This window comes from Acinetobacter sp. YH1901141 (assembly GCF_013416935.1).
Lineage (GTDB): Bacteria > Pseudomonadota > Gammaproteobacteria > Pseudomonadales > Moraxellaceae > Acinetobacter > Acinetobacter towneri.
In genome coordinates this window covers 1-19,880 of record NZ_VPEY01000016.1, presented here as the reverse complement: position 1 = coordinate 19,880, position 19,880 = coordinate 1, and the positions used below count along the sequence as shown (strand labels likewise).

The window sequence follows — 19,880 nt, the reverse complement described above, 5'->3', positions numbered from 1 at the left end:
ACAATAGTTGTAGCTCAGACCCGAGTCAATTCATGCGAGAAATCATTCTTATATCATTTTTAGGACCTGACCAACCTAATCAGTTTACTCGATTAATGCAGGTATTGTCCGCTCATTCCTTACAAATCTTAGATGTTGGCCAAGCTGTTATTCATAATCAACTGACTTTAGGTATTGTTGTTGCATCAGAAGACCAGACTGCAACTGCTTTAGCCATGAAGGAGATTCTGATTTTAGCACATGATATTGGCTTAACTGTGCGTTTTAAACCAATCTCTGCAACTGAATATGAGCAATGGGTCAAAGAAGGCGGTCGTACCCGTTATATCGTGACTGCACTGGCACCAGAGCTGAATGCCTCACATTTACAGGCGGTCACGCATATTGTATCTAGCCAAGGTTTTAACATTGAAACTGTAACCCGTTTGTCGGGTCGCCCACAGCTTAATGTAGCCGAAGATGAACCTAAACGTGCTTGCATTCAGTTTGGATTAAGTGGACAAATGCTAGATGCAGTTGCCATGCGTGCTGCGTGTTTAAGCCTGTCGAATGAACTGAGTGTGGATGTCGCGGTACAAGAAGACAATGCCTACCGTCGTAACCGCCGTTTGGTGTGTTTTGACATGGACTCAACGCTCATTGAACAAGAAGTGATTGATGAGTTGGCGATTGAGGCAGGTGTGGGCGATCAGGTGGCGGACATTACCGAACGTGCCATGCAGGGTGAACTGGATTTTCAGCAAAGTTTCCGCGCGCGCGTAGCATTGCTCAAAGGTTTAGATGCTGCTGTGTTGCCTAAAATTGCCGAACGTCTGACCGTGACCGAAGGTGCTGAACGCCTGATTTCAACCCTGAAATCTTTGGGTTATCGCACCGCTATTTTGTCGGGCGGTTTCCAATATTTCGCAGAATATCTGCAGGAAAAATTGGGGATTGATGAAGTGCATGCCAACATTCTAGATGTGGAAAATGGCATGGTTACAGGCGAAGTAAAAGGTCACATTGTGGATGGTGCGCGTAAGGCATTATTGCTACGTGAACTGGCAGACAAAATGGGGATTTCTTTGGAACAAGCCATTGCGGTGGGTGATGGTGCGAACGACTTACCAATGCTTTCTATTGCAGGTTTAGGTGTGGCGTTCCGTGCTAAACCGTTGGTACGTCAAAACGCCAATCAAGCCATTTCAAGCGTGGGCTTAGATGGTGTGCTGTACTTATTGGGCGTGCATGACAAAGACTTGAACCGTGCCTAATATGACAATTCAATGAAAAAAACGCAGCAGTCATGCTGCGTTTTTTGTTTGTATAATCAGCAGATAACGATGAACGGTAAACAAAAACTGTCGATAAAAACCGCAACAGCATTGAATGAAAAAAATATTTTTTAAGGCAAAAAAATAAGGTGTTTTTTTGTAATGACACGCGAATAAAGAGCTAGCTTAGCTTCCCGAAAACTACAAAATTTAAAAAATGTAATGACAATATAATATTGCGACAAGGTGTGTCGCTTTATAAAAATACAAGTCTTTTTTTATCTAGAAAACGCAGCATAATGCAGACATAGAATTTAAATCGACATCCATTATTTATTTAAACGGTATTTGAAGTCGCAGACCAATTCAAAAAGAGGCTGCATCTTTAGACGGAGGTTTTTATGCTAACAGCGAATTTAGCGACCATTGTAGGCTTAAGCCTCGTCGCAGCTGCGTTGATTGCTGTTTTCTTTTCGCCTTATCGTCGCTGGTTAAACTTTATGTTGGCAGGTATGGTGTTTTGGGGTTTATTGGAAGTGGTGCGCTACAGTGTGCAAAGCGTATTTGAACTGCCAATTACCTACAGTTACTTGTCGGCAATTTTCTTGGCGATGACTTTGGTGACTTTATTATTATTACGAGAAGACCGTCGGGCAGAGCGTGCTTTGGCAAAACGTCGCTATATCGAACATACCCCAGTCTATGAAGACGATCAGCAGCAGTGCTCAAGCCGCTAAATCGTACAGACTAAATTCAAAAACTTTAAAAAGATGCAACTGGTTTGCATCTTTTTTGCTTTATCTGTACGGCAGTTTGCGCCATCCAAACAGCGACAAAATTTTAACACCCTCCTAAAGATTGTTATACAAAGCCTTGCAGCAAAAAGCGGGAGTTGTGATAGGATGAGTCTGTTCATTATCCAACAATTACAATAGGCTTTACTGTCATGAAACTTTCTGCAATTCCTGTGGTCAAACTTCCTTTGGTTGATGTCAGCACCGATCCACTTGACCTTCTCGTGGCAGGTTTGGCATTGCGTATGAAACAACTGGCACGTACCAGTCCAAAATTTATTGAGTTGGTGCATGAACGCCAGTTCCGTATTCAAATTGGCACAGACTTGGGTATGGCGCGTCAAATTATTGTCAACAATGGACATATTGACACTGTGGCAGGCGATGCAGAAAAAGCCGATTTTATTTTGCAGTTTGCAGACAGCGAGCAAGGCGTAAAAACCTTAATGAAAGGTGATCCAACTGCATTTATGACAGGCATGCAAAATGGCAGCATTAAAATGGAAGGTGATTTTGGCTTATTGGTGTGGTTTAACCAAGCAGCGAAATTGATTCCACCTAAACTACCAAAACCTGTAAAAGAAAAAATTAAAATGGCACGCCAGTTTATTAAACAAAAAACGGGTAAATAAGCTGCTCAGACCCAAACAAAAACCTCTGATCAATTTTTGACAGAGGTTTTTTTATATGTGATTTACTCGACTTCCAAACAAAAAGTCACAGGCCCGTCATTTACCAAATGCACTTTCATATCGGCAGAGAAAATACCTGTTTCCACCCTGTCAAACTGACTTTTGGCATAGTCCACCAATTGTTCATACAGCGCTTTGGCATCGTTTGGGGGCATCGCAGGGCCAAAATCAGGACGTAAACCTTTTTGAGTCTGTGCCATGAGGGTAAATTGTGAAACCAATAACACACTGCCATTGGCCTGACTGACATTCCAACCCATTTTGCCTTGTTCATCATCAAAAAAACGATATTTTAAAATTTTATCAATCAGCTTTTTGCCTTTCTCAAAATTATCGTCTTTGCCTAAGCCCAAAAATACCAAAATACCCTGTTGAATCTCGCCAGTGATTTCACCATCGACCACGACTTTGGCTTCAAGAACTCGTTGTAATAATGCGCGCATGGGGGACTAATTTTCTCAGTGTGGGGGATGGCTGCAGATTGTAGCAAACTTAGGCACTTTGGCGTGCATTAACATCAATCACGAAAGCATCAGAACGGTAGCTGCCCGCAGAGAGGTAAAATATCTTGGGAAGGCTACACTTCAGCAAAGTTGTAACAAGATTGTCGATAAAAGCCCTTTTTTGCTGAATAAAGTATGCTTTAATGCAAGAAGTACCGCGAAATGATGATCCCTATGACCCCCATTATTCAATCTCTGCTCGATACTGATTTATATAAATTCACCATGTTACAGGTGGTGCTGCATAAATTTCCGCAAACGCACAGTGTGTATCAATTCCGCTGCCGTAATCTTGAAGATACCGCGTATCCACTGAGCGATATTTTAGCTGAGTTGAATGCGCAGCTTGATCATTTGTGTCAGTTGAAATTTAAAGAAGATGAATTGCAGTATTTGCGTAATTTACGCTTTATTAAAAGTGACTTTGTCGATTATTTAGAATTATTTCAGCTCAAGCGTCGTTTTATTCACGCCAGTATTGATGCGCAAGGTCGTTTGGATATTCGGGTAGAAGGCCCGATGGTACAGGCCATGATGTTCGAGATTTTTGTCCTGGCAATTGTCAATGAACTGTATTTTCAGCGCATCCGTAATGATGAGGTTTGGGCAGAAGGTGAGCGCCGTTTACAGCAAAAAATTGCCCTGATTCAAAGTTACCAACAGCAGCAACTGCCTGAAGATCCACCATTTTTGGTTTCAGATTTTGGTACGCGCCGCCGTTATAGTTTTGCATGGCAAAAGCACGTGATTGCGGCTTTTCATCAAGCTGTACCTGAAGTGTTTCGTGGTACTAGTAATGTACTGTTGGCTAAAGAATTAGGCATTACCCCAATTGGGACAATGGCACATGAGTTTTTACAGGCATTTCAGGCGCTAGATGTACGTTTACGTGACTTCCAAAAAGCCGCACTAGAAACTTGGGTGCAAGAATATCGGGGTGATTTAGGCATTGCCTTGACTGATGTGGTCGGGATGGATGCTTTCCTGCGTGATTTTGATTTGTATTTTGCCAAGTTATTTGATGGCTTGCGACATGACAGTGGCGACCCGTATGTGTGGGGCGATAAAGCTTATGCACATTATAAAAAGCTAAAAATTGACAGTAAAACTAAAATGCTGACCTTCAGTGATGGCTTAAATGTCGAAAAAGCATGGGCCTTGCATCAGTATTTTAAAGACCGTTTTCAGGTTAGTTTTGGGATTGGTACCAACTTAACCAATGATATGGGGCAAACTGCGCTAAATATTGTGTTGAAATTGGTGGAATGTAATGGTCAGTCGGTGGCGAAATTGTCCGATAGTCCGGGTAAAACCATGACCGATAATGACACCTTCTTGGCATATTTACGCCAAGTTTTTGAAATACAAACGCCTGTTTAAAACCTGAGCACATTGAAAAAACCGAAGAAAATCTTCGGTTTTTTTCTAGATTAAAGCATGTGATTGTTAAAATTCTGCGAAAGTTATGAAAAAAACAGCATGCTATCAAAAATGACCTATACTAAGTTAAAGTTGATTGCCAAACAGACTGAACCGCATAAAAATGAGCACTTCTCCATTCAATTTTGGACTGCTGATTGAAGCAGAAGATTTAGTTCCCTTTTTAGGGCATGAAAAATTGCGCATTGTCGATTTGAGCCGCAATTCGGTGTACGAGCAATTGCATCTTCCGCATGCTTTACAGGTCAAACCGAGCATGTTGCTACGTCAGGATGAAGATACATCGGGTTTATTGCCTGAACCCGAGGCTTTACAAGACTTGATTCAGTATTTGAGTATTTCCCCTGAGCATCATGTGGTCGCCTATGACGATGAAGGTGGCGCATGGGCAGGGCGTCTGATTTGGAATTTACACTGTTTAGGCTTTGAAAATACCAGTTTACTAAATGGTGGGATTCACGCATGGTTGGCAGCAGGTTTTCCAACTACTTCTGAGGTTGAACCGCTAACACCCGTCAGCATGCTTGTTCCTGTTGCCGAGCAAAATCAGTATAGAATTCAATATGATGAGCTATTAGAAAAGTGCCAAAACCAGTCGGTGCAACTTTGGGATTGCCGCACCATAGATGAATATACAGGGCTGCGTTTGGCTGCACGACGCGGCGGTCACATTCCTGGGGCATTGCATTTTGAATGGAGTACTGCCCTTAATCGTGAAAATCATTTAAAATTGCATCCCTTAGAACGCACACGACAGCGTCTGGAACAACTCGGATTCAATTTAAACGAACCTGTAGTGGTGTATTGTCAGTCACATCACCGTTCAGGTTTGGCCTACATTTTAGGGCGTTTATTGGGTTGGAAAATTCAGGCCTATGATGGTGCGTGGAGTGAATGGGGCAACCGCCCTGACAGTCCTGTTATTACTGGAGAGTTGCCGTCTTGAGCCTCACATCACGTTTAAAAAAACAAATTTTCATTCAGGCACAACGCGTTGTGCCACAACATCAATTATCACGTGTTGTGGGTAAACTTGCAGCCAGTGAGCATCCTGTGCTCAAAAATGCGGTCATCACTGCATTCAAGGCGCAATACGGCATTGATATGTCTTTGGCAGAACAAAGCAATGCCTTGAAATATAAATCTTTTAATGAATTTTTTACCCGTTCTTTAAAGCAGGGTGTGCGGGAAATTGACAGCAATCCGAACAGCATTGTATCGCCTGCAGATGGGGCGATTTCACAGTTGGGTAAAATTGAAGATGGGGCAATTTTTCAGGCCAAAGGTCAGCAATTTACTGTTGAAAACTTAATTGCCGACCCGCAATTGGCTGAACCATTTAAAAATGGTCAATTTGCAACCGTGTATTTATCTCCGCGCGATTATCACCGTGTACACATGCCTTTTGCAGGCACACTCACCGAAACTTTATATGTGCCAGGTGAGTTGTTTTCTGTCAATCAAACCACAGCCGAAAATATTCCGGGTTTATTTGCCCGCAATGAGCGCATGGTGTGTTTGTTTGATACCGAACTGGGGCGTATGGCAGTTGTTTTAGTGGGTGCCATGATTGTAGCGGGCATTGAAACCGTGGCGACAGGCAAAGTGAAACCATCAGGGCGTTTGGAGCTGAATCAGCACCAATTATTCCTTGAAAAAGGTGCAGAATTAGGACGTTTTTATTTGGGTTCAACCGCGATTGTTTTGTTTGAAGAAAATAAAATGCAGTGGGATGCCGAATTCAAAGCCAACTCTGTGGTGGAAATGGGGAAAAAGTTAGGCTTTTTACTTTAATTTTCAATTTATAACGTTACAATTATCCCTCAATATTAAATATCTGCCTATTTTGTAGGCAGATGCATTATAAAGTGAGGGTTTTATTTATGTGGTTATGGATTTTACTTGCCTTAATTGCAGCGATTATTTATTTGGTTCTTACTTCTTATAATTCGCTGCAGCGTAAGGCGCATGATATTAAAGAGTCTTTATCCAATATTTCTGTCTCAATTAGTAAAAAAGTTAATTTAATTAATCAGCTTATGGATGTTGTTCGAGGTTATCAAGAAAGTGAGCAATTGACACATTTAACAGTAGTTAAAGAAACAGGAATGAATGCTATCTATTCTAGTTATCAAGATAGTAATATGATGTTAACGAACTTACAGGGTATGGCTGAGAGATACCCTGATTTAAAGGCAGACCAACAATACCATCGCTTAATTACAAATATTGAGCAATGTGAGCATGAAATTTCTCAATGGCGCAATGAATATAATGCTCGCGTGAAAGCTTATAACTCACATCGTTCATCTATCCCTACGATTTTTGTTGCTAACGGGATGGGTTTTTCTGAAGCACCATATCTTGATTTAACAATAGAAAATGCAGAACAAACTATTTTAAAAGATTTTAAAATGGATGATGGAGAGCGTTTGAATGCTTTATTTAAATCAGCAAAAGATAATATTGTAGATGGTTCTAAAGCCTTAGCCTCAACCTCTAAAGTTGTATTGGATAAAGCAGCAGATACAAGCAAAAAAATTGCGTCTAGTGAACAAGTACAAGGAATTGTAGATAAAGCAAATGTTTATATGGGGAAGCCAAGTACAACTAAATTCTTCTATTTATTATCTGATTCGACACCAAAAGGTCCTGTAAAAATAGAAGAAATTATTATGTTGGCTGAAGATCCAAATTGGGTTGAACAAGTCCGTTTATCAGAAGTCGGGACAGAACAGTGGATGAGCTTTGAAGAATGGACTACGCTTCATACACAACCAACACTGCAATTACAACAACGTGATATTTAACTTAAATAGACTCTCCCTTCTATTATAAGAGGGGAGAGTTTTCCTATTAAATCTCGTAATACAAACGCTCTTTCGGGAACACAGCTTTGAATATAGAGCCTTGATTTTCTTTAGATTCGACTTCTAAGTGTGCATTATGCTGCATCAAAACGTGCTTCACAATTGCTAAACCTAAACCTGTGCCGCCTGTTTGTCGGCTACGCGCGCTGTCTACACGATAAAAGCGTTCAGTTAAGCGTGGTAAGTGTTTCGGATCAATCCCGATGCCAGTATCTTCTACAGTAAAATAGCCTTGATTGCCATTATCATGCCAGCCAATGGTAATCGTCCCGCCTTTTGGGGTGTATTTAATTGCATTGGTGATTAGGTTGCTAAAGGCGCTGGCCAATTCTACATCTGAACCAATCAGATCATAATGACTGTCAATATTTAAGTTGAGTGTATGTCCATAATCGACGTTATAGGCATGTGCATCGTCAAATAATTGATTCATTAAACTTGGCATTTCAATAATTTGATTTTTGGCGATGGTTTTTTCATTTTCCAGACGTGACAGCAGCAGCAGGTCATTTACCAAAGCGTTCATGCGTCGGGTTTGTGACTGCATTTGCTCAAAAGCACGTTTCCAACGCGGGTTAATATCTTCCTGATCGGTAAAGGTTTCGATATAACCACTCAGCACCGTTAGCGGAGTGCGTAATTCGTGTGAAATATTATCGACAAAGTCTTTACGCATTTGTTCTAGGTTATGCATACGCGTCATGTCGTAAGCAAATAACAAACGGCTATCGCCACCAAACTGAGTCATTTTGACTTGCACATATTGCCCTTCATGCACGCTAGATTTCATTTTTAAACCGTCAGGTGCTTGATCAATATGATTAAAATATTCAATAAAACTAGGTTGGCGCAAAATAGTGAGGATGTTGCGTCCACGGTCTAAAGGCTGAATACCCAATAGCTTTTCAGCAGCAGGGTTCCACCATTCAATTTGATGATTTTCATCAATCAGCATCACGGCTTCATCCAACGCGACCAATGAAGACTGGGCGCGATCAATCAACCCGACCATTTCGGCCTGAACGATACGTTCCTGACGTTGTGAGCGATAAACATTGAACAGTAATGCACCCCAAATACCATGCAGATTTGGCGGCACATCATAAGGACGATTGGAAATCCAATCATTAACTAAATAGAGGGAGCGCATTTGCTGAAGAAAAAACAGCAAAAAGGCGAGGCTAATACAAATCCAAAAATACCCAATCCCAAAACCAATCAAGCTTGCAATAATTAGGAAAAAGGCCAATAAACGAAAATCTTGTTTGGCAAAAGTCCATAAACTGCTGTAACGAACTTGTTTGAGGTCACGGGCGAGTTCAGGGACTGGGTAAGGTTCGTACATAAAATAATTTTAGCCTAAAGCAACATCCGCACGTGTCGAGAAGCGATAGCCTGTACCACGTACCGTTTGTACAAAACGGTCTACGCCATACGGTTCTAAAACTTTACGTAAACGACGAATATGCACATCAATAGTTCGGTCTTCAATATATACATTGCCGCCCCAGACTTGGTCAAGCAATTGCGCTCGGGTGTAAGCGCGCTCTGGGTGCGTCATAAAGAACGCCAATAGACGATATTCGGTTGGGCCCATTTCTAAAATATTGTCACCAAAACTGACACGCTGGCTGACTGGGTCCAAAATTAAACCGTTGGCATCAATAGTTTTTTCACCGCTTAAGGCATTGGCACGACGTAAGACCGCTTTAATACGTGACACCAGTTCACGGGTCGAGAACGGCTTAGTCATGTAGTCGTCCGCGCCAGCATCTAAACCTTGAACTTTGTGATCTTCTTCGCCACGTGCAGTGAGCATAATCACAGGAATTTCAGCAAGGTTGTCATCGCGTTTTAGGCGACGGCACAAGTCTACACCGCTGACACCGCCTGGCATCATCCAATCAAGCAAGATAAGCGCTGGACGTTGATCGACAATCATCTGATGAGCTTGTTTTGCATCTTCTGCTTGTAAGCACTGAAAGCCTGCCATATCTAAAGAGGTATGGATCATCTCCCGAATTGGAAGTTCGTCATCGACGATTAAAATGTAGTCATCTTTCACAACGCAATATCCTATAGATGTTAACGGTGGACCGTTTTATTTATGACAGGCTTATTACAAAGATTAATTATGACAGTATCATTGCAGAAAGGGTTGAATGGGCTATTTTTGCAATAATTTGTGACAAAATAGTGTCGATTTGATGAAAAAACTGAATAGATTCAGTCAAAGTAAATATTGTCTGCTGACACTTCGTCTATGTTTGCGACGTGAGAGATATATCTCGCAAGATTTTTTAGCTGATATAAGGCATGAGGCAGGAAATTTAGTTATTCTAAGTGACTGACTCATAACGCAATAGCGGCAAAAAAATATGCTCGTTCCGAAGGACTGTAGCTAAAACTTTCTCAGATTGCGTTATGAAACTTGGCAATAGACCCACTATTCCCTGCGTTTCATGCCTGATCTGCTCAGTTTTAGCCTACAGCGCAAGCCATTTATGAAATGTCAGCAGACCCCTCTGAATTTGAAAAATATTATGAATATTTTTCGATTTTATGACAATGTCGAAGAATCTTTCACAAAAGCTTGCTCTTTTTCCGAAAAGGTCTGTAATAACGATAAAAATACAATACGGCAAGAAGACAAGACATCTTCCATGGATTGTTTGAAATCGCTCATCACCCAGCGAATCGCAATTTGGGTGACATAACCATTTAAGCCTGTCGCTACCAGTGAAATTTCTCGGTTGGGGCGGTCTAAATGCGGCATCATCAGCATGACAAAGGCCTGAATCATGCGGTCAAAACGCGACATAGTTTCGTGAATGGTGGCTTGGTTATGTAGTTCTTGCACCAGCATGGCATCAATATAAATAATACGTGCCATTTGCGGGTTATTTTTTAGCGTGGTCAGTAAAGCAGTCAGTCCTGCATCAATCATTTTTTTAGGATCAGCCGAGGCTTGCATAATGGCTTGCATGACATTTTGCTGTAATTCATCAATCAATTTTAAAAAAATGGTCTGAAACAGTTCTTCGCTTTTTTTAAAGGATTCGTAGAAATAGCGCTCGGTTAGTTTGGCTTCGGTACAAATATCTTTTACGGTCACGGCAAAAAAACCATGCGTGCCATAGGCTTGAATACCTGCCTCAATCAGTTTTTCACGACGCGCCTGTTTGCGCTCAGTTAAAGACAAGCCTTTAAACTGACGTTCTTTTTGTTGTTTCTGGGTGGTTTTTTCTGTTTCTGCAGTCACGGGCAGTTGTTCTGTCATGTTCAGTTAAGCCAAATAAGAACCGTAATTAGGCTTTATACTAGCAATAATTATCTGTTAAACCTATGTTTTCAGATTCATTTGCGATATTCGTACTGGCTTATATTGACAATACTTATTGTCAAAATTATATTTAAACCACAGCGCATCGCACAGCCCTACAAAACAACAAGCAGGTCTGAACTGTGCACGCCACATACTCAAGGAAATCACATGAAAAATTTTAAAAATAAAGTTGCCGCAATTACAGGCGCAGGCTCGGGTATTGGGCAGCAATTGGCTGTTCTATTGGCGAAGCAAGGCTGTCATTTATCGCTCAGTGATGTGAATGAACAAGGTTTGGCGCAAACAGTGGATTTGCTCAAAGACAGTAATGTGCGCGTGACCATTAAAAAGGTGGATGTTTCTAAATTAGAACAAATGCGCGAATGGGCAGCTGAAACTGTGCGAGACCACGGCTCGGTCAATATGATTTTTAATAATGCAGGCGTGGCGTTGGGTTCTACCGTAGAAGGTGCAAGTTACGAAGAGTTGGAGTGGATTGTTGGTATTAATTTCTGGGGTGTGGTCTATGGCACCAAAGAATTTTTGCCTTTAATCAAACAAACGGGAGATGGTCATATCATTAACATTTCCAGTTTATTTGGTTTAACTGCACAGCCAACGCAGTCGGCTTATAACGCAACCAAATTTGCGGTGCGCGGTTTTACCGAGTCTTTGCGTCAGGAATTGGATTTGGAAAATTGTGGTGTGAGTGCGTTGAGCGTGCATCCAGGCGGGATTCGTACCAATATTGCCAACAATGCTAAAATGAACGACAGCATGCGCACTTTGGGCATGAATCCTGAAAAATCGGCACGTGCTTTTAATAAATTATTGCGTTGCCCGCCTGAAGAAGCGGCGCGCCAAATTTTAGGAGCGGTACAAAAAGACAAGCGCCGTTTATTGATTGGTAATGATGCCAAAACTTTGGATTTAATCCAGCGTATTGTTCCAACGGGTTATCAGAAAGTTACCGCATGGGCGACTAAGTTGGGCAAGAAACGCGGTTAATCTAACTTACAAATATAACAGACCATTCAGACCAAAACCTGAATGGTTTTTTTCTTCCAGACAAATTGATAATACGCACCTTGACCGATGCACAGACTCACAAATGCCAAGGCATAGGCATACCAAATTCCTTGCAAACCCCACCACTGACTGAAGAAATAAGCACACGGTACTTCAATTAAAACAATCGCTAAAATATTGATGATCATTGGAACATTGACCGTGCCACTGGCGCGCATAATGGAGGCAAAAATTGCACTGGCACCAAAAAATAAAATGGCCCATAACACAATAAATAAGAGCTGCTGACCCAGTACCACCACCGCCGGATCGGTAATAAACAACGCCATCAGATATTTAGAAAATAAATAACCCAAGGTGACTAAAATACCTGTAATCAGCAAATTCATGCCTAAGGCTGTACGGGTCACTTTAGCCAGTAATTCGGCTTTGCCTGCACCAATGGCTTGTGCAGCAAAAATTGAAGCGGCAATTGCAATAGATAGCGCAGGAAATTGAATATAGTTCAACACCTGATTAACTGCGCCATAGGCGGCAGTGGCCTCAGCACCATGCCGATTGACCAAACCAACAATCACCAAACCCGCCATAGAGGTGGTGACCATTTGTAAGCCTGTAGGAATCCCTAAGCGTAAAATCACCTTGCTTAAATTGGGTTGATGCCGAATTTGACGTAGTAGATGCACATCCATTTTTAAGGGATGATTCTTTTTATTCAGGTAAATCACCAAAAAAATTAAAACAGCCAGATAGCCCAGAATGGTGGCAATTGCAGGGGCAATAATGCCCAAGCGAGGAAAGCCAAAATAACCTGCAATCAGGATGGGGGTAATCACCAATCCCATTAAACTAGTCAAACTCAGGGCAATGAGTGGCGTAAGGCTATCGCCCACTCCACGTAAAATAGAGGTATAAATAATATAAACAAACAGCAGTGGGCTGCCTGCCAACATCCATTGCACATACGGCAGGGATAGATGCATCACTTTAGGGTCTGTGCCTAATAATATTAAAATTTGTTCGGCAAAAATCACCCCCAAACAGGCAATGAAACTGCCGCCAATTAGGGTCATAAATAAAGTCGAACCGACAATACAACGCACTTTTTCGACATTTTGTGCGCCCCACGCTTGCCCGACCAACACGGTCGATCCTGCCGAAAGCCCAATCACAAAGGCCATCAGGCAAAAAATAATGGGAAAAAATACCGACACCGCAGCAATGGCTTCCACACCGAGCATTTGCCCGACAAAAATCGTGTTAATGGTGCCCGAAAGATTTTGCAAAATATTGGTGGCAATCAGTGGCAATAGAAACACCAAAAAGGTTTTCCAAAGCTGAGGGTGATCGACCAGTGCCTGAGGTCTTGCCATGCCAAATCCTGCGCTTCAATATGCGGTTGTTTGAAATTTCACCCTAGCATGATTTGGTCATAAAAAGCCTTAGCTTTTCAGTAACTCAGTGACATTTCAGTGGAGCTTCATCGCTTAAATTGCCGATAAAATTTCACCTGCACGCAACAGGGTTTCGGTTTTTTTAGCAAAGCAGAAACGGATTAAACGTAAATCATCGGGTGGGGTTTGATAAAATGCAGACACAGGAATACCGACAATGCCGTGCTGCTCGGCTAGAAAATGGCACATATCGACAGCATTTAAGCCGGGACGGATATTGCTGTAATCTAAATTTTGAAAATAAGTGCCTTGTGCAGGGCTGAATTGAAAGCGTGAATTGGCAATGCCTTGATTAAACAAATCACGTTTGTCCTGATAAAACTTTGCCAGTTCTGCAATATGTTCAGGGTGCTGCTGCATATAATTTGCCAAAGCCACTTGCACAGCGCTAACTCCGCAGAAATTAATAAATTGATAGGCTTGGCGAAAGAGCTGCATTAAGGCAGGTGCAGCCGCACAGTAGCCTGTTTTCCAGCCTGTGACATGAAAAGTTTTACCAAAGGAACCCACGACAAAACTGCGTTCCCTAAGCTCAGGAAAAGACAGTGCAGAGCGGTGTTGATGCGCATCAAAGACCAAATGTTCATAGACTTCATCGGACAGCACCACAATATTATGTTCCTGAATAACATCAATTAAATGCTGCCAATCTTGCGCTGACCATACTGTGCCTGTGGGGTTATGTGGTGTGTTGATGATGATCATGCGGGTTTTGGCATGAATCGCATCTTTGACCATATTCCAGTCCACCTGAAAATGTGGAGCCTGCAGCGGAATATGAACGGCTTTTGCACCCAACAATTTTACACAGGGTGCATAACTGTCATAACTTGGATCAAAAATAATGACTTCATCGCCTGCCTGCAGCACGGTTTGCATGATGCTAAAAATAGCCAGTGTTGCCCCTGGGGTGATGGTAATTTCACTGATCGGGTCAAGCATTAGCTGATCACGCTGTAAAAATTGCTGTGCCAGTTGTTCGCGTAGTGGCAAGTAACCATCGCCCGAAGGATATTGATTGAAGCCTGCGTGTGTGGCTTGGCTTAAAGCATCCAGTAATGCTGCAGGTGGGGGAAAGTCGGGAAAACCCTGCGATAAATTTAAGGCATTCAGTTGTTGTGCCAAGTTAGACATGGTACTAAAAATACTCAGACCTTGAGCAGGCAGTTTCGCGTGAATATCGAGCATAGTGGGGTTCTGGTTGTGGCAGCAGCTTGTTTTACATCGTAGCGTTTTCAGGGGGGAATGCAAATGGGGTAAAGGGTGATGATGTGGCTTGAATAGATCGTTCGAGGCGTTATTTTTGATTGAACACCTCAAGATCGACTTATCAAAAAAATTTCATCTCAAATCAACTCCACCAATGCCCGAATAATCCCCAATCCCAGACCAATAAATGCACCTACCACTACACCATTGACCCGAATCATGTGTAAATCACCACCGACTTCGTTTTCAATTTTGCCAATCATTTCGCGCGAGTCCCATTCATGAATGCGCTCACTAATAAAGCGAATTACTTTTTCACTATATTGATCTGACAAGTTCACCGCAATCGTACTCATTTTTTCATTCAGTAATTGACGTACTGCGGTATTGGCAATGATATTTTCACCGACTTGCTGAATAGCAACACGCAGGTTTTGTGCAATTCCCGAATCAGGTTTTTGTAAATCTTCCTTAATCGCATTGCAGAGAATCACCACTGCACCACTGATAAAATTCAAGACTTGTGGACTGTCTAATAGGGCATTTTTAGTGTCATTTAGACGTAGACTGGCACTGCTGTTGTTATCTGCCAGTTGTAACATCAGTTGTTGCCCAGCCTCTTCAATTTTTTGTCGCCAAGGGTGTTCAGGGTCTGCCAACATAGATTCGACCCGTTGCAGTAAAGAATCTATAGTGCGTTGCTGCACATCAATTCCAATCCAGCTCGCACCTTTGGCCAGTTTCCACACGCCAAGTTCTTTAAATAATTGACGGGTCAATTCACGGCTTTTTTCAGGATGTTTCAGCATCCAGTCATGGGCAAGGTCTAAACCGTGTTGCAGCACATCCTGATGGAAGTCATTTTCCAAAACCGCACGCAGCATTTCACTGGCCAAGTGGTTGACCTGAGTATTGCGAACCCATTGCACACTGTTGCTTTGAATAAAGCGCCCAATTTGTTCTTGCCCGACAAATTCAAAAATTTTCGGTACAGTTTGCTGAATGACTTGGGTCACTTGCGCATTATTTTGCGGATTCGCCAACCATTTACCCACGGCTAAGGATAAGTCAGTGCTATGCAGGCTTTTTTGTACCACTTGGGGCGATAAAAAGTTTTCCTGCACAAAGCGCCCCATCGACTCGGCAATACGGTCTTTGTTGCGTGGAATAATTTCGGTGTGATCACGTAAGAATTTAGGAATTGGCATTTTGCCAAAAGGATTGCGAAACAGCACCGTAATCGCATACCAGTCTGCTAGCCCACCCACCACGCCTGCTTCGGCAGACAGCATTAGAATGTGAATCAACCACGTATATTCAGGCAGTAATTTTGCGGTCAGCATTAATGCCAGCCATGCCAGCACGGCAATCACTAAAGCAATGGTGGCAAAGCGTTTACTGCGTTGCAGGCTCGGAGAGCTATGCTGCGAGCTGCTCGCTAAAGTGTGGTCAGACGCTGTATTCATGCAGGCATCCTTATCTCATTAGGGCGCGGCAGGGGCAGAGGTTGGTGGGGGTAATGGTTGTCCTGTGGGACTTAAACCATATTTTGCCCCCAGTGATTGTAAAATTAGGCTCGCATCAAAGGCATCTTCAGGTGCAGATTTTTGATCTTTAAAACACTGAATGGTGTAAGACACTTGAGTCGGATCGAGGGTCACCACTTGCGGCATATCATAGAATGGGTCAGGCCAGAATGGTGCGCGACGATGATAATATCCATACGGCGAATAGCTATACGGATAGTAACTTGGTGCAGGGTAAACCACGGCTTGTCTAGGTGGTTTCTGGCTACGGTTACTCGGATCATCTAAAACTTTAAAAAAGCGAAAACCGTGTTGCAGCGTGGTTTGTGCTGCTTTCACCAAAGTAATTTCTTCTGCTGTGCCAAAACTCATGTTATGACCCGCTAAAAAACTAATCCGATAGGTTTGCGCATTGAGCGGTGTGGTGCTGTATTGCCCCAACTGTTCAAAGCTGAGCGGTTTAGAGGGTGTCGTGGCACAGCCTGTAAACAGCAAACTGCTGGCAAGGGCAAGACCGAGTAGGGAATATTTCATGTGAAAGCTCCTGTACACATCAACCAGCCAAGACAAGCTCGCCAGTTAGAAACTGCTATTGGGTTGGGTTAAAAACTCAAGTTCTTCTGCACTCGAAGGACGTCCCAACACCTGATTCCGATGCGGATAACGCCCAAAACGGTCAATAATCACTTTATGTTTCAGTTCATAGCCCAACACGGTGGGGTCATTCAAACTTTCAAACAGCGTCAATGCGACTTCGTGAATACGTTTGGATTCACTGTGCATAAACGGCATATATAAAAAACGGCGTTCGGTTGGGTTTAAGTCCTGATCCAATTTTAAGTGAATCATTTCCTGTGCCAACACCAAGGCTATTCCATCTTGGGCAAAGGCACGCGGGTCATTACGGTATAAATTACGTGATAATTGATCTAAAACAATGATTTCAGCCAAACGACCTGCGGGTGTTTCGCGCCATGTCCATAGTTCTCCTTGTGCCGCTTGTTGCAGTACATCGGTAAATTTTTCTGCAAGCACGGCATCAAACTCTGCGCTTTTGACAAACCAGTTCGGTTCAGCAGCAGGAGAAAACCAAAAATCTAAAAAATCCTGATAATTCATACGCTTTATTATTTACCTCTGTTCTTTTGATTATAAAATCACAAATTTAGCATGTCTTATAGTGCAACTTTGTGATAAAAAATTGCCAAATTAAAATTTATTGACGTTGACCACTTTATTAAATGTCAGCATGCCCCAAAATCATCATTTTGTTAGAAAAAACAGCCCAAGCGCATGTGCTGATGCCAAATCAAGTTATACTTGAACGGTAGCAATTTCATCTCAGATCATCTGCATGATAGAGAAAATTGCCACCGACCCAAAATCAGCCTGTGGTTTATGTCGTATTTGTAGTGTATTGGATTAAGCGAGAGTGTAATGAGTCAACCCGAACCAAATGCGCAAGATGTTCTACCAACATGGGTAGACGCTGCGTTGCTTCAAGGGATGTTGCGCGGGATTGAACGCGAAAGTCTGCGTATGCAAAGCGATGGCTTCTTGTCGCAGCAAGCACATCCTCAAGCCTTGGGTTCGGCACTCACACATCCGCATATTACTACGGACTATTCCGAAGCGTTGATGGAGTTCATTACTCCACCGCAAAGCAGCATTCAACACGCGCTTGATTATTTGCGAGATATTCATAGCGTGGTGCATCAGCACTTAGGCGAAGGTGAAAAACTTTGGCCGCTGTCGATGCCATGTATGCTTGATGAAACCGATGACGGTATTCCACTGGCGCAATATGGCAGCTCCAATATTGGGCGCTTTAAAACTTTGTATCGCCGTGGTTTAGGTGTGCGCTATGGTCGCCGTATGCAGACTATTTCAGGGGTGCATTATAATTTATCCTTCCCTGAACATTTATTTGCCGCCTTGCAACAACATGAAAGTGATGAGCAGCTCAAAGCACTGAGTTTGCAAGATTATCGTAGTCATCGTTATTTAGGTTTAATTCGTAACTTTATTCGTTTAACGCCATTGGTGATGTTTTTAGTCGGTGCAAGTCCATCGGTTTGTCAGTGTTTTATGACGGGGCGTGAACATCATTTGTTGCCGTTGTTAAGAGGCACGTTGTATTTACCGTATGCGACTGCGTTGCGTATGGGTAACTTTGGCTATCAAAACTCGGCGCAGAAAAAACTTGGTATTCATTACAATGACTTAACAGGTTATTTAGATGGTTTGCAAAAAGCCGTGAAAACCCCGTACTTGCCATTTAGCCGCTTAGGTTTAGATGATGCTACGGGTGAGCCAATTCAAATTAATGACCATGTGCTGCAAATCGAAAATGAGTACTACAGTTTGGTGCGCCCAAAACAAGTACCACAAGAAGGTGAAACCCCATCTCAAGCACTTGCCAATCGTGGTATTGGTTATGTCGAATTACGTGCGGTAGATGTTAATCCGTATAGCCCAATTGGGATAGATGAACATACCGCAGGCTTTTTGGAAGTCTTAGCATTGTATTGTTTGTTGCAAGACAGCCCAGCCTTGTTAGATGCGGAACAAAGCATCATCGAAAAAAATCAGGCCGAAGTGGTCAATCGTGGGCGTGCGCCAAATGCGCACATTCAAGAGAGCGATGTTAAAACCCCAATTGAAGCGTGGGGACAGCAGTATGTCACCGCCATGCAACCTTTGGCTGCTTTACTCGACCAAAGTTATGCGACGCAGCTGTATTCTCAAGCTTTAGAACGCATGATGGTGCGTTTGCATGAAGTCGATGAAACTCTGTCGGCACACATGATTGCCGATACTATTCGTCATGGTGGTACGTGGGGCTTTGGCAGTTATATGGCACAGCAACATGCACATGCGTATGAACAACATACGCTTCGTCCTGAAACACAAACATATTTTGATGAAATTGCAGTGCAATCTATTCAGCAACAACAACAACTTGAACAAGCACAAGGTCTGAGTTTTGCAGACTATGTCGCACAATATAGATAACAGTTCAGGGATTTAAACATGCAATTGAGTTATCGTCTGCTAAGTGGTGTTTTATTTTTAGCCAGTGTCATTGGGATGACATTTGCATTGTATTTGGAGCATGTGCAAGGTTTAGCGCCGTGTCCACTGTGCGTTTTTCAGCGGGTGGGCCTAATTGCATTGGGCTTGGTTTCACTGATTGCCTTTGTGCATAACCCTAAATCTAACGTGGTTAAGCGTATTTACGCGCTGTTCGGCAGTATTGGAATTTTATGGTCAGTGGGTGTGGCAGCACGGCATGTGTGGCTGCAAAACTTACCGCCCGATCAAGTGCCAAGCTGCGGTCCAGGGCTAGATTATTTGGTAGATGCCTTACCCATGAAAGCCGTATTGCAACAAGTACTGTCGGGTTCAGGTGAATGTGCTGTGATTGACTGGACGTTCTTAGGGCAGTCTTTACCTGTGTGGTCATTGCTGTTCTTTAGCGTGTTGGCGATCATTAGTTTATGGCAATTGCTGCGTAACTATCCTTTTGTGGCATCGACTACATTTGGCAAAGTGAAGAAAAAATAAATTCCGGGAGCCTACCCACTGAATTGATAAAAATGCGTCATCCATAAAATTGCGATGGCGCATTTTTTTTGTGTATCTGTTGATAATCTATCTATAGTCAAACTACTTTATTATTCATACAAGATTCGAAAAAAACTCGAAATAACTCATCGACTGAGTCGATCAACCATTCTTTACGCTTACGTTTAACCCATGCCCACATCTGTTCTATAGGATTT

General features: G+C 42.6%; 19 protein-coding genes. 10 read left to right on the top strand and 9 right to left on the bottom strand.

The window, feature by feature from the left end; translation table 11 throughout:
* Positions 1-32 precede the first annotated feature (32 nt).
* The 3 genes from serB to FTV52_RS09720 all read left to right on the top strand — a co-directional run bounded on the left by serB (position 33) and on the right by FTV52_RS09720 (position 2,679).
* The gene (gene serB, locus FTV52_RS09730) at positions 33-1,253 is read left to right on the top strand and encodes a phosphoserine phosphatase SerB (protein ID WP_004974136.1); all 1,221 of its coding nucleotides are present in this window, start codon (positions 33-35) and stop codon (positions 1,251-1,253) included.
* Between the two features lie 401 nt (positions 1,254-1,654).
* Positions 1,655-1,990, top strand: coding sequence for a ciprofloxacin tolerance protein AciT (aciT, locus tag FTV52_RS09725; RefSeq protein ID WP_004974137.1), 336 nt, complete (start codon positions 1,655-1,657; stop codon positions 1,988-1,990).
* A 209-nt stretch (positions 1,991-2,199) separates the two neighbouring features.
* Positions 2,200-2,679 (top strand): hypothetical protein, encoded by a 480-nt coding sequence (locus FTV52_RS09720; protein ID WP_004974140.1) that lies wholly within the window; start codon positions 2,200-2,202, stop codon positions 2,677-2,679.
* A gap of 62 nt (positions 2,680-2,741) precedes the next feature.
* Here FTV52_RS09720 and dtd read toward each other — a convergent pair whose 3' ends face one another.
* Positions 2,742-3,182: a D-aminoacyl-tRNA deacylase gene (dtd, locus tag FTV52_RS09715; protein ID WP_004974142.1), complete on the bottom strand. Its 441-nt coding sequence runs from the start codon at positions 3,180-3,182 to the stop codon at positions 2,742-2,744.
* Between the two features lie 234 nt (positions 3,183-3,416).
* On the opposite strand from dtd, the gene pncB reads away from it, so the two are divergent.
* From pncB to FTV52_RS09695, 4 genes are all read left to right on the top strand, one after another.
* Positions 3,417-4,622 (top strand): nicotinate phosphoribosyltransferase, encoded by a 1,206-nt coding sequence (pncB, locus tag FTV52_RS09710; RefSeq protein WP_131261228.1) that lies wholly within the window; start codon positions 3,417-3,419, stop codon positions 4,620-4,622.
* A 163-nt stretch (positions 4,623-4,785) separates the two neighbouring features.
* Positions 4,786-5,628, top strand: coding sequence for a sulfurtransferase (locus FTV52_RS09705; RefSeq protein ID WP_167846417.1), 843 nt, complete (start codon positions 4,786-4,788; stop codon positions 5,626-5,628).
* Positions 5,625-6,476: an archaetidylserine decarboxylase gene (gene asd, locus FTV52_RS09700; RefSeq protein ID WP_104852745.1), complete on the top strand. Its 852-nt coding sequence runs from the start codon at positions 5,625-5,627 to the stop codon at positions 6,474-6,476. Before FTV52_RS09705 ends, asd begins: the two co-directional genes overlap by 4 nt.
* Positions 6,477-6,565: 89 nt before the next feature.
* The gene (locus FTV52_RS09695; protein WP_158660398.1) at positions 6,566-7,492 is read left to right on the top strand and encodes a LemA family protein; all 927 of its coding nucleotides are present in this window, start codon (positions 6,566-6,568) and stop codon (positions 7,490-7,492) included.
* Positions 7,493-7,538: 46 nt separating this feature from the next.
* On the opposite strand, the gene phoR is transcribed toward FTV52_RS09695, so the two are convergent.
* The 3 genes from phoR to FTV52_RS09680 form a co-directional block, all read right to left on the bottom strand.
* Positions 7,539-8,897: a phosphate regulon sensor histidine kinase PhoR gene (gene phoR / locus FTV52_RS09690; RefSeq protein WP_179988767.1), complete on the bottom strand. Its 1,359-nt coding sequence runs from the start codon at positions 8,895-8,897 to the stop codon at positions 7,539-7,541.
* 9 nt (positions 8,898-8,906) lie between these two features.
* Positions 8,907-9,617, bottom strand: a complete 711-nt coding sequence (gene phoB / locus FTV52_RS09685; RefSeq protein WP_004974162.1) for a phosphate regulon transcriptional regulator PhoB — start codon at positions 9,615-9,617, stop codon at positions 8,907-8,909.
* Between the two features lie 495 nt (positions 9,618-10,112).
* Positions 10,113-10,832 (bottom strand): TetR/AcrR family transcriptional regulator, encoded by a 720-nt coding sequence (locus tag FTV52_RS09680; RefSeq protein WP_004974164.1) that lies wholly within the window; start codon positions 10,830-10,832, stop codon positions 10,113-10,115.
* A 213-nt stretch (positions 10,833-11,045) separates the two neighbouring features.
* On the opposite strand from FTV52_RS09680, the gene FTV52_RS09675 reads away from it, so the two are divergent.
* Positions 11,046-11,885 carry an SDR family oxidoreductase gene (locus FTV52_RS09675; RefSeq protein ID WP_179990730.1) on the top strand — a complete coding sequence of 280 codons (840 nt, stop codon included), beginning with the start codon at positions 11,046-11,048 and terminating at the stop codon, positions 11,883-11,885.
* Between the two features lie 26 nt (positions 11,886-11,911).
* On the opposite strand, the gene FTV52_RS09670 is transcribed toward FTV52_RS09675, so the two are convergent.
* The 5 genes from FTV52_RS09670 to FTV52_RS09650 form a co-directional block, all read right to left on the bottom strand.
* Complete coding sequence (locus FTV52_RS09670; protein WP_096901501.1) at positions 11,912-13,279, bottom strand: MATE family efflux transporter; 1,368 nt, start codon at positions 13,277-13,279, stop codon at positions 11,912-11,914.
* A gap of 114 nt (positions 13,280-13,393) precedes the next feature.
* Positions 13,394-14,548 carry a methionine aminotransferase gene (locus tag FTV52_RS09665; RefSeq protein ID WP_026438346.1) on the bottom strand — a complete coding sequence of 385 codons (1,155 nt, stop codon included), beginning with the start codon at positions 14,546-14,548 and terminating at the stop codon, positions 13,394-13,396.
* 158 nt (positions 14,549-14,706) lie between these two features.
* On the bottom strand, positions 14,707-16,035 hold the full coding sequence (locus tag FTV52_RS09660; protein WP_179990729.1) for a DUF445 domain-containing protein: 1,329 nt from the start codon (positions 16,033-16,035) through the stop codon (positions 14,707-14,709).
* Between the two features lie 18 nt (positions 16,036-16,053).
* Positions 16,054-16,629, bottom strand: coding sequence for a hypothetical protein (locus FTV52_RS09655; protein WP_179990728.1), 576 nt, complete (start codon positions 16,627-16,629; stop codon positions 16,054-16,056).
* Between the two features lie 45 nt (positions 16,630-16,674).
* Entirely contained in the window at positions 16,675-17,214 is a 540-nt protein-coding gene (locus FTV52_RS09650; RefSeq protein WP_179990727.1) for a DUF924 family protein, read from the bottom strand.
* Positions 17,215-17,532: 318 nt separating this feature from the next.
* Here FTV52_RS09650 and gshA point away from each other — a divergent pair, with 318 nt between their 5' ends.
* Together gshA and FTV52_RS09640 are read left to right on the top strand one after the other, a co-directional pair.
* The gene (gshA, locus tag FTV52_RS09645; RefSeq protein WP_096901506.1) at positions 17,533-19,110 is read left to right on the top strand and encodes a glutamate--cysteine ligase; all 1,578 of its coding nucleotides are present in this window, start codon (positions 17,533-17,535) and stop codon (positions 19,108-19,110) included.
* Positions 19,111-19,128: 18 nt separating this feature from the next.
* Positions 19,129-19,662 carry a disulfide bond formation protein B gene (locus FTV52_RS09640; RefSeq protein ID WP_131261221.1) on the top strand — a complete coding sequence of 178 codons (534 nt, stop codon included), beginning with the start codon at positions 19,129-19,131 and terminating at the stop codon, positions 19,660-19,662.
* The last annotated feature ends 218 nt before the right edge of the window (positions 19,663-19,880 follow it).

Bases quoted from the DNA above. Each gene is read 5' to 3' on its own strand.
- serB (WP_004974136.1), top strand. From the start codon at position 33: ATGCGAGAAATCATTCTTATATCATTTTTAGGACCTGACCAACCTAAT.
- aciT (WP_004974137.1), top strand. From the start codon at position 1,655: ATGCTAACAGCGAATTTAGCGACCATTGTAGGCTTAAGCCTCGTCGCA.
- FTV52_RS09720 (WP_004974140.1), top strand. From the start codon at position 2,200: ATGAAACTTTCTGCAATTCCTGTGGTCAAACTTCCTTTGGTTGATGTC.
- dtd (WP_004974142.1), bottom strand. From the start codon at position 3,182: ATGCGCGCATTATTACAACGAGTTCTTGAAGCCAAAGTCGTGGTCGAT.
- pncB (WP_131261228.1), top strand. From the start codon at position 3,417: ATGACCCCCATTATTCAATCTCTGCTCGATACTGATTTATATAAATTC.
- FTV52_RS09705 (WP_167846417.1), top strand. From the start codon at position 4,786: ATGAGCACTTCTCCATTCAATTTTGGACTGCTGATTGAAGCAGAAGAT.
- FTV52_RS09695 (WP_158660398.1), top strand. From the start codon at position 6,566: ATGTGGTTATGGATTTTACTTGCCTTAATTGCAGCGATTATTTATTTG.
- phoR (WP_179988767.1), bottom strand. From the start codon at position 8,897: ATGTACGAACCTTACCCAGTCCCTGAACTCGCCCGTGACCTCAAACAA.
- FTV52_RS09680 (WP_004974164.1), bottom strand. From the start codon at position 10,832: ATGACAGAACAACTGCCCGTGACTGCAGAAACAGAAAAAACCACCCAG.
- FTV52_RS09675 (WP_179990730.1), top strand. From the start codon at position 11,046: ATGAAAAATTTTAAAAATAAAGTTGCCGCAATTACAGGCGCAGGCTCG.
- FTV52_RS09670 (WP_096901501.1), bottom strand. From the start codon at position 13,279: ATGGCAAGACCTCAGGCACTGGTCGATCACCCTCAGCTTTGGAAAACC.
- FTV52_RS09665 (WP_026438346.1), bottom strand. From the start codon at position 14,548: ATGCTCGATATTCACGCGAAACTGCCTGCTCAAGGTCTGAGTATTTTT.
- FTV52_RS09660 (WP_179990729.1), bottom strand. From the start codon at position 16,035: ATGAATACAGCGTCTGACCACACTTTAGCGAGCAGCTCGCAGCATAGC.
- FTV52_RS09655 (WP_179990728.1), bottom strand. From the start codon at position 16,629: ATGAAATATTCCCTACTCGGTCTTGCCCTTGCCAGCAGTTTGCTGTTT.
- FTV52_RS09650 (WP_179990727.1), bottom strand. From the start codon at position 17,214: ATGAATTATCAGGATTTTTTAGATTTTTGGTTTTCTCCTGCTGCTGAA.
- gshA (WP_096901506.1), top strand. From the start codon at position 17,533: ATGAGTCAACCCGAACCAAATGCGCAAGATGTTCTACCAACATGGGTA.
- FTV52_RS09640 (WP_131261221.1), top strand. From the start codon at position 19,129: ATGCAATTGAGTTATCGTCTGCTAAGTGGTGTTTTATTTTTAGCCAGT.